Here is a 14,214-nt window from a genome sequence, read left to right as displayed (position 1 = left end):
AGAATTTAAATATATTTTAAAATGAAAAATAATAGAAAGCAAGGTTATTTCGTATCGGCTGTATTAATGTGTTTTATGATTTTTACAAGTTGTAAAGTAACATCGCAAGAACCGGAAAAAAAGGATATAGTAATTTCTAAAGATTTAAAATGGTCGGATAAAATGGCTTTAACATTGATGATACGCCATCCTGAAGCTTATATGATCGACGATTCTAAAAAGCCAAAATGGGATTATGTTCATGCTTTGGTTTTGCATTCCATCGAAGAATTATACAAGAAAAATCCGGACCCAAGATATAAAGCCTATATCAGAGGTTATGTAGATGAGTTGGTACAAGAAGACGGCACAATTAAAACCTACGAATTTGATAAATACAATATAGACTTGGTTGTTCCCGGACGTTTACTTTTTAATATTTATGCTGAATCAAAACAAGATAAATATTTAAAAGCAATGCAATTAGTACGCAAGCAGCTTTCAGAACAGCCTCGTACACAAAGCGGTGGATTTTGGCACAAACAAATTTATCCAAATCAAATGTGGTTAGATGGTTTGTATATGGGAGAACCGTTTTATGCACAATACACAGCTACATTCGAAAATGGAAAAAGTTTTGATGATATCGCTAAACAATTCGAATTAATTCAATTGCATGCAACAGATCCAAAAACAGGATTATTATATCATGGTTGGGATGAAAGTAAAGCAATGCCATGGGCGAATAAAGAAACCGGGAATTCACCAAACTTCTGGTCAAGAGCTTTAGGCTGGTATGCAATGGCTTTGGTCGATGTTTTAGATTACATGCCAAAAGACCATCCAAAACAAAAAGAATTGGTCAAATATTTAAATAATGTTTCGGCCGCTTTAGCGAAATATCAGGATAAATCAGGTTTATGGTATCAGGTAACAGATAAAGGCGGAGAAAAAGGAAATTATCTTGAAGCGTCAGGATCATCAATGTTTGCTTATGCTTTTGCAAAAGGCGCAAACAAAGGCTATTTACCTGCAAAGTATAAAAAATTAGCCAACAAAGCATTTGATGGTTTAACCAAACAACTTATAAAAGTCGATGCTGACGGTGGAATTACCTTAACTCAAGCCTGTCAGGTTGCAGGTTTAGGAGGAACTCCATACAGAGACGGAACGTACGAATATTACGTAAACGAAAAAAAGAAAGACAACGATCCTAAAGCAACCGGACCTTTTATTTTAGCTGCGTTGGAGTTGAATAGATAATTTTTTAAGATTTAAGAATTAAGAGTTAAGTTAAGACAAAGTGTGTCATTTCGACGGAGGAGACCCGAGCGATAGCGAACAGGCGAAGCAAATCACATCCAGAGAGCAACGAACCGGAATTCCGTTATGTGATTTGCTTCGCCTGTTCGCTATCGCTCGGGTCTCCTTCGTCGAAATGACACAAATGACCTGACAGTCCCGAAGCCTCGGGATAAAACCTGTCAAGTCTAATTAAAAAATAAAAATGAAAAACATAAATATCATTTTCCTTTTATTATCAATACTTACCATGCAAAAAAATGTTGCACAAGTCTGGGTACCTGATAATGGAGACGGAACGTATACAAATCCAATTATTCATGCAGATTACTCAGATCCGGATGCTGTAAGAGTTGGTGATGATTTTTATATGACGGCGTCGTCTTTTAATTGCATTCCGGGATTGCCCATTTTGCATTCTAAAGATTTAGTAAACTGGACGATTATCGGTTATGCACTTACCAAACAAATTCCTGTCGAAACTTTTGATAAAGTACAACACGGAAATGGAGTCTGGGCGCCAAGCATCACTTTTCATAATAATGAGTTTTATATTTACTACCCTGATCCTGATTTCGGAATTTACATGATTAAAGCCAAAAAAGCCGAAGGTCCTTGGTCTGAACCTATTTTGGTAAAAGCTTGCTCAGGATTAATAGATCCGAGTCCGTTATGGGATGATGATGGAAAAGTATATTTGGTTCATGCCTTCGCTGGCAGCCGCGCGAAAATTAAAAGTTTGATCGTCGTTTGTACGATGAATACAGAAGGAACGGTGGCGAATAACGATGAAGTAATGGTGATTGACGGACATGAAAGCGAAGGAACTATTGAAGGGCCAAAGTTTTACAAACGAAACAATTACTATTACATTTTTGCTCCTGCGGGAGGAGTTTCTACAGGATGGCAAACCGTTTTACGATCAAAAAATGTTTTTGGGCCTTACGAGAAAAAGAAAGTTTTAGAGCAAGGAAAAACCAATATAAATGGTCCACATCAGGGAGCTTGGGTGCAAACGCAAACGGGTGAAGATTGGTTTATCCATTTTCAGGATAAAGGAGCATACGGAAGAATTGTCCATCTTCAGCCCATGAAATGGGAAAATGACTGGCCGGTTATGGGACAGGATTTTGACAAAAATGGAATTGGAGAACCTGTAACAACTTTTAAGAAACCCAATGTAGGCAAGAAATATCCAATAGAAACTCCTGCAGAATCAGATGAGTTTAATTTGCCTAAGTTAGGATTGCAATGGCAATGGCAGGCAAATGCTCAAATCAATTGGGGATTTCCTACGAGTTTAGGATATTTAAATTTGTTTTGTCTGCCAACAATTAAAGAGAACAATAAAATTTTTGAAGCACCGAATCTATTATTGCAAAAATTCCCTGCTGAAGAATTTACAACAACAACCAAATTAACTTTTAATACAAGATTAAACGGAGAATCGACAGGACTTTTAATAATGGGATTAGATTACAGTTATTTGTGTTTAAAGAATGATAACGGAAAATTATATTTGAATCAAAAAACAGGAACCTTTGATAAAAAAATTGTTGAGACAGAAACATCTCCGGTTTTGATAAAAAATAATACAATCTATTTAAGAGTAAAAATTAAGAAAGGCGGCGTTTGCAATTTCTTCTATAGTTTAGATGATAAAAAATATGAACCAATTGGTAATGATTTTACCGCTAAAGAAGGAAAATGGATTGGTGCAAAAATTGGACTTTTTGCTTTGAGTGAAAAAATTACCAACGATTCCGGAAATGTTGCTGTAGATTGGTTTAGAATTACGAAATAGAAAAAGAGGTTTAAATGACAAATATTTTTTTGATTTTGAAAAAAAACGACTTATTTAAACGATGTATATTCAACAAAATCAAAAAAATAATATCTGAATATTCCGAGCAATAAAAAATAAGCTGAAAAAGGCTTAAAATAATTTTGTTTAAAGAAAAGGTGGATTTTTGTTCCATTTTTAAGAATTTAAATAATAAGCGCTTTTATACTAAAAGTTAAAACAGATTAAAATGATTCAATTAAAAAAAATAGCCTTACTTTTTATATTAGGATTAAGCGTTACGATAAATGCTCAAAATTCATATAAAAAATGGCCGGATATTATTCGCAAAAATGATCCTGCGTGGTTTGCTACAGAGGAAGCAAAAAAAATAGCAGAAAATGTATTGCTGTATCAAAGAGATATTGGCGGTTGGCCAAAAAATATCCAAATGCAGGAAGAACTAACTGCCGCACAAAAAACAGAATTGCTGGCTGTTAAAAAAACAACTAAAGAAACTACAACAGACAACGGAGCAACTACTCAGGAAATGCTTTTTATGTCTAAAATGTATGCTCAAATCAAAGATGAACGGTATAAAGAATCGTTTTTAAAAGGCTTGAATTATTTGCTTGAAGCGCAATATGACAATGGCGGCTGGCCTCAGTTTTATCCGCTAAAAAAAGGCTATTACACGCACATTACATACAATGATGATTCAATGATTCATATTTTAAATGTGATGGAAGAAATTAGCAAACAAACTGATTTTTATAGCATTAAACCATCTTCGGAAATTGTCGAAAAAACGAAGAAGTCTTTCGATAAAGGAATCGACTGCATCTTAAAAACACAATACAAACAAAAGGGTATTTTAACTGCCTGGTGCGCACAGCATGATGAATTTACGTTAGCTCCGGCAAATGCGAGGGCTTTTGAATTAGCATCATTAAGCGGTTATGAATCGGCTAAAATTGTGTTGCTTTTAATGTCAATTGAAAAACCTTCTCCAGAAATTATTACCGCAGTAAAAAGTGCTCAGGCATGGTTTGAAAAAACAAAAATCACCAATCTTGAAGAAAAAAGAGTGCTAAACGATGCCGGAAAAATTATCGATAAGAAAATGATTCCAACCGTAAATGCAGCACCAATTTGGGCAAGATTTATGGATCTTGAAACCAACGAGCCTTTCTTTTGTGACCGCGACGGAATCAGGAAAAAATCACTTGATGAAATTGGTTCTGAAAGACGAAATGGTTATTCCTGGTATACTGATGCTCCAAAAGAAGTTTTAAAGAAATATTCGGCGTGGGCAATCAAAAATGGAGTAAAAGTTTCATCGGTAGAAACGCCATCAAAAAAAAAAGATAATTACATAACAGTCGCACAAGATGGCTCCGGAGATTTTACTAAAATTCAGGATGCAATAAATGCAAGTCCCGCTTTTCCGTATGAGAAAGTTGTAATAAATATAAAAAATGGTACTTATAATGAAAAAGTACGCGTTCCGGAATGTAATACGAACCTAATTTTAATAGGTGAAAGTAAAGAAAATACCATTATTGCTTTTGATGATAATTTCAAGAAAATTAATTTAGGACGAAACAGCACTTTTTATACGTATACATTATTAGTTGAAGGAGACGATTTTTCGGCATCAAATTTAACTATTAAAAATACTTCGGGTGATAATGGTCAGGGAATTGCCTTATCAGTAGTAGCAAATCGTGCTAAAATTTCGAATTGCATTATTTTAGGAAATCAGGATACTTTGTATTTGTCCGGAAAACAAGCAAAACAATATTTTAAAGACTGTTATATAGAAGGTACAACCGATTTTATTTTTGGTAGTGCCACAGCCTTATTTGAAAATTGCGAAATTAAAAGCATTAAAAACTCTTACATAACGGCAGCTTCAACACCTCAGGGAATTCCTTTTGGGTTTGTTTTTAAAAATTGCAGACTAACTGCCACTAATGAAGCTACGGCAGTATATTTAGGAAGACCCTGGAGAATTTATGCTAAAACGGTTTTTATAAATTGTGATATGCCAAAACACATAAAACCCGAAGGCTGGGAAAATTGGTCGAAGCCCGATGCCGAAAAACATGCTTTTTACGCTGAGTATAATAATACAGGAGAAGGATTTCAACCCACAAAAAGAGTTTCATGGTCGCACCAGCTTAAAAAATCTGAAGCCAAAAAATATACTATAGAAAATATTCTAAAAGATGCTATACCAAATTGGTACATTTTATAGCTTCTGAATTACTATCCCGAAGCTTCGGGACTAATACTCTAGGTTTAAAGTTAGAATCCTTAGCAACAAAGAATCTCAGCAACTTAGAACCTTAAAAAATAATAATTATGAACTTAAAATATCTCCTTTTTTTATTCATTTCCTGTGCGTCTTTTGCACAGCATAATGTATTTCCAAGTGCCAAAGTAGATTCAATAATTAACAGAATTCAGGTACCGGTTTTTCCGTCGTATCAGATCAATGTTGTGAAATTGGGTGCAAAAGGAGATTCCATTATAAACAATAAAACCTTTTTTGACAAGGCAATGGCTTTATGTAAAAAGAACAATGGCGGAACAATTATAGTCCCAAAAGGAATTTATAAAGTTAACGGCCCAATTCATTTTGTGAGTAATGTAAATCTTAAAATCGAAAAAGGAGCAAAAATTAAATTTAGCGATAAACCAGAAGATTATTTACCAATGGTTTTAACAAGCTGGGAAGGAACCATGCTTTACAATTACAGTCCGCTAATTTATGCTTACGATTGCAAGAATATTGCCATAACAGGCGAAGGAACAATTGATGGAGAAGGAGGAAAGACCTGGAAAAGTTTTAAGGCAAAAGAAAATACTGGTAAAAATTTAAGCCGTGACATGAACCATAATAATGTTGCTTTAAAAGACAGGAAATTTGGCGATGGTTATTTTCTGCGTCCGCAAATGATTCAGTTTTTTAATTGCAAAAATATTCTGGTAGAAAATATCCGAATAGAAAATTCGCCATTCTGGTGTTTACATCTTTTAAAATCAGAAAGTATTGCCATTCGTGGCATAAGTTATAAATCACTGAATTACAATAATGACGGAATTGATCCCGAATATGCTAAGGATGTTTTAATAGAAAACGTGACATTCGATAACGGCGATGATAACGTTGCCATAAAAGCAGGAAGAGATCACGAAGGAAGAGCAAATGCAGCAACACCAAGCGAAAATATTATAATTAGAAATTGCAATTTTAAAGGACTTCACGGTGTTGTTATTGGAAGTGAAATGTCAGCCGGAGTTCAAAATGTTTATGTAGAAAATTGCAAAACAGTCGGCTATTTAAAAAGAGGAATTTATATAAAAACCAATGCAGACAGAGGTGGTTTTATCAAAAACATTTTTGTGCGAAATATTCAGTTAGATGAAGTGGAAGATTGTCTTTACATTACAGCCAATTATCATGGTGAAGGAAGTGGTTTTCAATCGGATATATCGAATATTTCCTTCTCTAATATCACTTGTAATAAAGCGACAGAATCCGGAATCGTAATTCAGGGATTCCCTGAGAAAAAAATCCGAAACATATCTTTAAATAACATAGAAATCAAATCGGCCAAAAATGCATTATCAAACGAAAATGCCGAAAACGTTTTGATGACCGATGTTTATATAGGACAGAGAGCAACAGTGCCGTCAGCAGCAAAATAGGTTTTTTTTTGAGGTCCAAAGAAATGAAGGTACAAAGGTTCAAAGGTTTCTGTAGAGGAGCAGTGCATGCGTCTATTTTGTAAATGATGGAGTAGAAAAGTTCAAGAGGTATAAATCACATCTGAAATCTTGTCTTCCTGAGCGAAGTCGAAGGGCACAAGAAACTCGACAAAGAATAAATCTAAAATCTAAAATCTAAAATCTAAAATGAAACTATACATCCTCCTTATATTACTAATCTCTACAACATGTTTCGCTCAAAAAACAACGTTGTACACCATTGGTGATTCTACAATGGCAAATAAAAAAGATTCTGATCGCAATCCCGAGCATGGTTGGGCGCAGGTATTACAACCCTTTTTTAAGGATGATATTGTCGTAATAAACAAAGCTGTAAACGGCCGAAGCACTAAAAGTTTTATAAATGAAAAACGTTGGGATTCCATCTATAATAAACTAAAAAAGGGCGATTATGTTTTTATAGAGTTCGGTCATAATGACGAAAAAATAGAAGATTCAACACGTTATACAAATCCACATACAACGTACAGATATAATTTAATCCGATTTGTAAAAGAAGCCAGAGAAAAAGGGGCAACTCCCATTTTACTTACTTCTATTGCAAGACGAAACTTTAATGACAAGGGTGTTTTAATTCCCACGCATGGAGACTATCCTTTAGAAACCCGTTTGGTTGCTCAGGAATATAAAGTTCCGTTTATTGATTTAGAATATCTTACAGAGCAATTGGAGCAGTCTTATGGTCCTGAAAAATCCAAAAAATTACACTTACACTTCAAAGCAGGTGAGAACGGCTATTACGATAAAGACAAAGCAGATGATACCCACCTTTCCTTATTAGGTGCAACAAAAATTGCTCAAATAGTTGTTGACCAGATTAAAGTATTGAAAACTCCATCCCTAACAAAACTTCAAAACGGAATAAAATAATTTTTCGCCACTTCTTTTTTTTACAAAAAAACTTACAAAACATTTTGTTAATTTATTGATATTCAATAAATTTGGTAAAACTTTTAAACTTGCAGGATGTTTTTTATTCCCTTGCAGGTTTTATCTCAGCACGTTAAACTTCTTTTTCAAATCAGTTTTTTTAATACACGCACTTATCCGCCTTTAATTAAATAATTTAATTTAAAGTAATTATTAGTTTCAAAGCTATAGTGTACTTGCCTGTTTTTTTAGATTTTATTTTACTTTGATTCTCTTCATTACTTTCAAACTGTAATTGTTCATCATACATTACAATTATAGCTGGTTTATAGCACAAAATCTTTGTTGCTATTGGATTTAATAAGTCTTTTAGACTTACGAAATGCATTATTATAATCTATCAGATTGTAATATGTGCAATTACACTTGTAATTAGCGAATAAAAAATTCTATCTATTCTGATTGTAACGTTTTTTCAAATTAAAATCTACTTTATAAATTTTAATAGTTTTTCTTGAAAAAATAAATACCAGAAAGATTTTACTAAATGTAAATTTTGAGTATGAAAATATCATTACTATTATTTTACTATCTGTATATTTTTTTCCATGTTTCAGCCAACAGGAATTCCAATAGAGACAATATATGCATAATACTCTTTCAGTTAACCAGAGTTATGCGGCTATTTGTCTACTTTCAATTATATCTGGACTTTACAGAATACAATAGAGCATATTTGACGCAGTACCAACACCCACAACTTGCTCAATTGAAACCTCCGTAACAAAGTATTATCAGGGATTTGGATCAATAATTAATGATCAAATATGTTTACAAAAAAATCCTAACAGCACATTATTCTTATCCCATACAGCTTTCAGACTAAGTTAAAGCGGAGCAGCTAATAGTGCGATACAATAAGTACAATCATCGATTTTCATATTACTTCAGGTTTGAACATAAGATGTGCTTAAATCATGACACAGCAATATTGGCACTTAAAATTCAGGAATCTCATAATTTTTTTTGGGTTTGATTATTCACTACAAAAATTCAGGTTAGTAACACAAATGTTTTTTTAAATAAGAGTTATTTATAGATGAAAACTGCTTAAAAAATCAATTTATGATAATTTTTAACTGTTGTTAAAATAAGGATCTAAATTTTTTATTAAGTGTTGAATCAGGATAAAATGTACTTCTGATTTAGGTATTCAAACTTTAGTGATACTATTATTTTACTTAATGTAAATGATTTATTTGCAATGTCTTAAAAAAAAAATCTTTTTAAGATTGTCCTAATTTATCAGTTTAAAAACTTTTATAGGTTAAAAAAAGAAGATTACATGGGGAACTTTGCACTTTCAAATTAAGGGTAATTAAATAATAAAAACATAGTAGTAAAATATTGATTTCTATTTGATATTCAGTGCTAAAACAAAATTTATTTATTCTTAAAAATTCAATAATTAAATAAATAATATTATGAAGAATAGATTACTTCCTTTATTTTTTGTTTTAGGTGCTTATTCCGCTTATTCGCAGGTAGGTATAGGAACTAAGAATCCCAATTCATCTGCCCAATTGGAGATCACAACCACAGAAAGTGATAAGTATGGCGGTAGTACCAAAGGTTTATTAATACCTAGGGTTAGATTAACTAGCACAGTTATTTATGCACCAATTACAGGTGCTGAGGCAAACAGTTTATTAGTATTTGCTACTGAAGCAATTGGTGATATTACACCGGGTTACTACTTTTGGTTAGATCACAAATGGAACAGATTAGGTACTTCTTCTGACGGAAAAGATGGTATAACTGGTGGTACTGGAGCACCAGGCACAGTGATAACAAAGGGCTGTTTCTAAAGATGTTTAGGAGAAAGTTTAAAGGAGATTTTGAATTTTATGAAAATTCATTTCTTCTAAAAAATGATATTGAATCTGGTGATTTTGATCGTTCTGTTTTTGTTATATATGACAAATCTGAATTGATAGAATTTTTAAAGTTAAAGAATAAAGGAACCAATGTAATGATTTGTTTCTTTAATAAACAGTTGCTTAATAGTTTGATTTTTTTGGATGAAATTAAAAACGTAAAATTAATCGATGCTTCGCGATCCAGAACAGAAATTACAGCAGATTTAAAATTATATTTTAATAACACATCTGACTATATCGCTAAAATACCTGAAATTAAATTTTCGAGAAGGAATATTTATAAAGCGCAGTTCGATGATTTTCAGAAGGCTTTATTTTTTATGACGTAATATAGAAGCAGCAATTAATTCAAAAAAGCCGGGCACTTATATGCCCGGCTTTTTATTTTAATTTATATATTTCAGATCCCGCAAGTAAAAAGCAACCTAAGCCATAATCTTCAAAATCCGGTATTTTATCATAAGATAAAGGTTGGCCGTCTTTTGGTTCTTTTCCCGTCGATTGTAAATATCCCAGAAATCCGTTTGTATGCAAACTTTCTGTTGTAATGCCGTTCCAAGCTTTTTGAACAACAGGCAAATAGGTTTCTTTTTTCAAAATTCCACTGTTTATTCCGTATGTAATTCCATAAATAAATAAAGCAGTTCCGGAAGTTTCTTTTTCTCCAAAATTAGTAGGATCATGCAGGCTGACATTCCAGAATCCGTCAGGTCTCAGAATAGGCACTAATGCTGCGGCCATTGATTTCAAATCTTTTACATATTGCTCTCTATGCGGCGCATTTTCAGGAATTATGGTAAGTACTTTTGCCAAAGCAGCAATAACCCATCCGTTGCCACGGCTCCAATAGCAATCCTCTCCGTTTGGTTCTTTGTACGGCGGATCAAAATCAGCGTCACGCCACCAAAGACCATCTTTTGGATTAAACAAACCATGATCGCCGTGTTTGTTTCTGGAGTACATATACATCTCGTACATCTTTTCAAAATAACGATTGTCTTTTTCAAGAACTCCAAGTTTTGCAAAAACGGGCATTCCCATCTGGATTGCATCTATCCATGACCAATCGTCGAGTTGAGGCGTACTCAAAAGCATCTTGATATTGGCCCGGGTATTTTTTAGCTTTTTAGGATCAGGTTCTAAATTGTATAAATCAATATAAGTTTGGGCTGCACAATAATTATCGGCATTTCGGGTCGTGTTGCCGCTATTAAATCCCCATTTATGAAATTCTGACCACGAATAAGCATAATCATAATAGACATCTTTTGGAAAAATTTCGTGCAAGGCCATTAAACCTTCATAATATACACCGCGTGTCCAGATGTTACTCTGGCGTTCTTTATTTGTAATGATCGTTTTACCTGTATCGGGCCATTTTTGCATAAAATAATCATTGGCAAGGATCATTTGTTTGAGCACCAGCTTTTTATCAAAGGGCTGTTGTGCGCTCGTTGAGTTTAGGTAAGAAAAGCATATAGCGAAAAGTAAAAGTAATTTTCTCATTTTCAGTTCGGTTATTTAATAATTAGTTTTGTTGTTGCAGTGCCGTAATAGTCACCGGCCCTAATAATCCTGAAGGCATCGGATTCCATTTTGTAGCATCAAATTTTTTATAATCTTTATCGACCATATTAATTTCATAGAAAATTTTCCATTCTTCTCCTTTTAATTCCTTGTCCCTGATTCGGTTGGCAGAAAGATTGGTAACCTGAATTTTCAACGTGTTTTTTCCTGATTTTAATTTTCTAATATTTAGTTGATAAGGAACTGACCATGCCGTACCAATAAATTCATCGTTTATCCAGACTTTGGCACTTTCCCGCACATCTCCTAAATTTAATCTCCAATTATTTATTTGAGTATTCGGATTCTCAAATTGCAGCGTGTAAGTAGCAGATCCTGAAAAAGCTTCAGCGTCAGGACTTAATTTTGTCCAGGATTCAAGGTTAGAAATAGTAGCCGACTCAGGCAATTTCGGTCCGCCTTTATCAAATGTAATTTTCCAGTTTCCTTTTAAAGTAACGGGTTTAGAAGTTGGCTCAAAATAATACCATTTTTTTTGAGAAGCCGTGTTTTCTGTTTTCAAAAAAAAAGATTGTCCCGGTTCAATTTTAATTTTTACCAGCGTTTTATCACCTGATTTATTTACAATTGCATTACCAAATTCCCGGGTTAGAGGATCCAATAGTATAACTTCTTTATTGCCAATTTGCAACGGAATAAACTCGTCTATTGTTTTAGAAGTATGATTGACCAAATAATATAATTTTTCTCCATCGATAGTTCTTCGGGTATATTTTAATCCTGTATTCACAAGGCTTTCCGGATATATTCGAGCATTTTCTAAAGCTGTAAAAATATCTGATATAGGTTTTACCAAATTGCTGTTATTAGTTAAAAGATTTTTTAATTCTTCTTCTTGTTTTTTGTAATTATTAAATCCGGGAACAGATTCCGGCAATCCTTCAAAAATGATTGTTGCTCCGGCTTTTTGTAGCTCAATCAGTTTTTGTAAAGTAGCCAAGGGCATTTTTTTACAAGAAGGGATAATCAGCGATTTGAAAGTTCCGCCCGGCAAAATGATTTTTCCGTCAATTACTTTTGCTTCGCCAATAAAATTATCCGAAATAAAATCTACGCCATAACCTTTTTTCATCAGGCTTTTTGTAGTGTCGTAAAATGAAGTTTCATACAGCCATTCTGATAAAGAATGAATTTTAAATTGAAAAAATAAATTTCCTTTTTGGTATTTGTCCCAAGTATCAAAAATAGGCCAGTAGAGGAGGATTTCATTGTCAGATTTTCCTTGTTGCAACAACGATTGACAATTGGAAATATAAGAAAACAGGGCAGGAGCATCTTCCCAAATGCTGTTGTTCGAATTAAAATTGACCGATGCATAAAATTGCCATCCCGGCCACGCAGCCCTTGTTGGCGAATAAGTAGAACCATGCAGAAAAACATGATTTACGCCATTGAGCATTAAATCTTCAACCTCTGGTTTGCATTGCGATAAAGCGGTTTTAAAATGTTCTCTGAGCCAGGTAAAAGTCTCTGATGAAACCAGATTTTTTCCTGAAAGATGTGCTGCCGATGATGAAAATTTCAACATAACCGGATCAGCATCTCCTTCACGAATATCTTCTTTTTCGCGCCTGAAACCGGGAATATCAAAAGGCATAGAACCAAAAGTTTCGCATTCAGGAATATCTGCAGAAGCATACAAATCAATCAGGTTTCCGGGTGAACCGTGTGCCTGAAGTTTGGTTTTAAAGTTTTTAGTATGTGCCCAGGCGGTCCATGATTTGTCAAATTTATTTAATAATAAGTCAGAAATCGTTTGTCTGTAATCACTTCTAATGCGGTTTCCGGTTTCATTATCCGTTTCATTGAGCAAAAGTGGTAATTCTTTTTTCAAATCATAACCTCTTAATTTTATAAATTCTTCGAAAAAATTGGGTGTAAAATCGGTTCCGTAAACTTCAAAACTATCATTAAAAATTGCTCTGATTTTGCCTTCACGACCTTTAAAGGCATTATTAAACGGAACTACATAAGCATTTAAAGCTTCCTGAGAATAATGATCCAGGGTGTAACCACTTCCACCCGGAGCTGCCCGTTTTACTTGTTGTCCGGTTTTACCGCTAAAAACTGCATAAATAGTATAATCAGTTTTTTTAGCTTTCCATTTCAGTTTATTGGGTTGTAATTGATTTGGTAGTGCTACAGGATTTCCTTCAATGCCTTTATCATTTAAATTTACTTGTTTATTTTTTATTTGATCTGTCAGGTTTATATAACTTCTGTCACTTCCGTATGCCACAACATATAAAAGCTCGGCAGGAATTTTTTCTTTACTGTTGCTGACAATTATGTTTCTATCAATAGTTTCATTTTTTTTGACCTGATATTTTTCGACGATCAGTTTTGTAGCTGCATTAGGCAATGTTACATGAGAACCTCCGTAAGGCCAGCCGGTTCCTAAAACCATATCAACCTGCATATGAAGACTGTCTGAAACATGAATGGTATAATCTAACATTTCCATCCATTTTGGAGACAAGTAATCGATGAAATTATTCTCTTCTCCCTTAACGCCGTAGATGGGCGTAATTTCCACTCCGCCAATTCCGGCATTATGAAAATCTAAAAGACTTTTTTTTAAGTTGGGTTTGTCTACCGCACTTCCCATCCACCACCAACGCGCCCACGGCTGATTAATATTGGTAGATTTTGGCCACGGAGCGCTTGAAGTTTCCTGTGCAAGAGAAGGGAAAACACATACAATCGAAAATATAATGCAGCAATAAAATTGGGTTAGTCTCATTATAAAATATTCAAAGTTGGTATTGTGGCTTAGAATTATCTGTTGTAGTAAAAGTATTAGTACTTATTGAAATGGCTATCCTGTTGCATCCTGTTTTAAATATATTTCTTTAAAATCATAAATTCTTAAAATTGGCTAATTATTTTATCAATTCGTAGCTTTTTATTTAATTAAATAAAGTATCAAAAAAAATAATTAGTTAAAATTTTTAA

General features: G+C 33.6%; 9 protein-coding genes. 7 read left to right on the top strand and 2 right to left on the bottom strand.

Annotated elements, in window-relative coordinates; genetic code table 11:
• Positions 1 to 21 precede the first annotated feature (21 nt).
• From EV143_RS17635 to EV143_RS17605, 7 genes are all read left to right on the top strand, one after another.
• Positions 22 to 1,242, top strand: a complete 1,221-nt coding sequence (locus EV143_RS17635) for a glycoside hydrolase family 88/105 protein (RefSeq protein WP_133509263.1) — start codon at positions 22 to 24, stop codon at positions 1,240 to 1,242.
• 244 nt (positions 1,243 to 1,486) lie between these two features.
• Complete coding sequence (locus tag EV143_RS17630; protein ID WP_133509262.1) at positions 1,487 to 3,085, top strand: glycoside hydrolase family 43 protein; 1,599 nt, start codon at positions 1,487 to 1,489, stop codon at positions 3,083 to 3,085.
• 229 nt (positions 3,086 to 3,314) lie between these two features.
• Entirely contained in the window at positions 3,315 to 5,324 is a 2,010-nt protein-coding gene (gene pelA, locus EV143_RS17625; RefSeq protein ID WP_133509261.1) for a pectate lyase, read from the top strand.
• A gap of 107 nt (positions 5,325 to 5,431) precedes the next feature.
• Entirely contained in the window at positions 5,432 to 6,781 is a 1,350-nt protein-coding gene (locus tag EV143_RS17620) for a glycoside hydrolase family 28 protein (protein WP_133509260.1), read from the top strand.
• Between the two features lie 207 nt (positions 6,782 to 6,988).
• Positions 6,989 to 7,732 carry a rhamnogalacturonan acetylesterase gene (locus tag EV143_RS17615; protein WP_133509259.1) on the top strand — a complete coding sequence of 248 codons (744 nt, stop codon included), beginning with the start codon at positions 6,989 to 6,991 and terminating at the stop codon, positions 7,730 to 7,732.
• 1,484 nt (positions 7,733 to 9,216) lie between these two features.
• Positions 9,217 to 9,600 (top strand): hypothetical protein, encoded by a 384-nt coding sequence (locus tag EV143_RS17610; protein WP_166638182.1) that lies wholly within the window; start codon positions 9,217 to 9,219, stop codon positions 9,598 to 9,600.
• A gap of 2 nt (positions 9,601 to 9,602) precedes the next feature.
• The gene (locus EV143_RS17605) at positions 9,603 to 10,001 is read left to right on the top strand and encodes a hypothetical protein (RefSeq protein WP_133509257.1); all 399 of its coding nucleotides are present in this window, start codon (positions 9,603 to 9,605) and stop codon (positions 9,999 to 10,001) included.
• 52 nt (positions 10,002 to 10,053) lie between these two features.
• On the opposite strand, the gene EV143_RS17600 is transcribed toward EV143_RS17605, so the two are convergent.
• Positions 10,054 to 11,178 carry a glycoside hydrolase family 88/105 protein gene (locus tag EV143_RS17600; RefSeq protein ID WP_133509256.1) on the bottom strand — a complete coding sequence of 375 codons (1,125 nt, stop codon included), beginning with the start codon at positions 11,176 to 11,178 and terminating at the stop codon, positions 10,054 to 10,056.
• A 22-nt stretch (positions 11,179 to 11,200) separates the two neighbouring features.
• Positions 11,201 to 14,002 carry a glycosyl hydrolase gene (locus EV143_RS17595; RefSeq protein WP_133509255.1) on the bottom strand — a complete coding sequence of 934 codons (2,802 nt, stop codon included), beginning with the start codon at positions 14,000 to 14,002 and terminating at the stop codon, positions 11,201 to 11,203.
• Positions 14,003 to 14,214 lie beyond the last annotated feature (212 nt).

The organism is Flavobacterium chryseum, from assembly GCF_004362015.1.
Taxonomy (GTDB): Bacteria; Bacteroidota; Bacteroidia; order Flavobacteriales; family Flavobacteriaceae; genus Flavobacterium.
This window is presented reverse-complemented; position numbering and strand designations above follow the sequence as displayed.

What these genes read in the sequence shown, in the direction of transcription:
- EV143_RS17605 (WP_133509257.1), top strand. Translation starts at nt 9,603, where the DNA reads ATGTTTAGGAGAAAGTTTAAAGGAGATTTTGAATTTTATGAAAATTCA.
- EV143_RS17635 (WP_133509263.1), top strand. Translation starts at nt 22, where the DNA reads ATGAAAAATAATAGAAAGCAAGGTTATTTCGTATCGGCTGTATTAATG.
- EV143_RS17620 (WP_133509260.1), top strand. Translation starts at nt 5,432, where the DNA reads ATGAACTTAAAATATCTCCTTTTTTTATTCATTTCCTGTGCGTCTTTT.
- EV143_RS17595 (WP_133509255.1), bottom strand. Translation starts at nt 14,002, where the DNA reads ATGAGACTAACCCAATTTTATTGCTGCATTATATTTTCGATTGTATGT.
- EV143_RS17610 (WP_166638182.1), top strand. Translation starts at nt 9,217, where the DNA reads ATGAAGAATAGATTACTTCCTTTATTTTTTGTTTTAGGTGCTTATTCC.
- pelA (WP_133509261.1), top strand. Translation starts at nt 3,315, where the DNA reads ATGATTCAATTAAAAAAAATAGCCTTACTTTTTATATTAGGATTAAGC.
- EV143_RS17630 (WP_133509262.1), top strand. Translation starts at nt 1,487, where the DNA reads ATGAAAAACATAAATATCATTTTCCTTTTATTATCAATACTTACCATG.
- EV143_RS17615 (WP_133509259.1), top strand. Translation starts at nt 6,989, where the DNA reads ATGAAACTATACATCCTCCTTATATTACTAATCTCTACAACATGTTTC.
- EV143_RS17600 (WP_133509256.1), bottom strand. Translation starts at nt 11,178, where the DNA reads ATGAGAAAATTACTTTTACTTTTCGCTATATGCTTTTCTTACCTAAAC.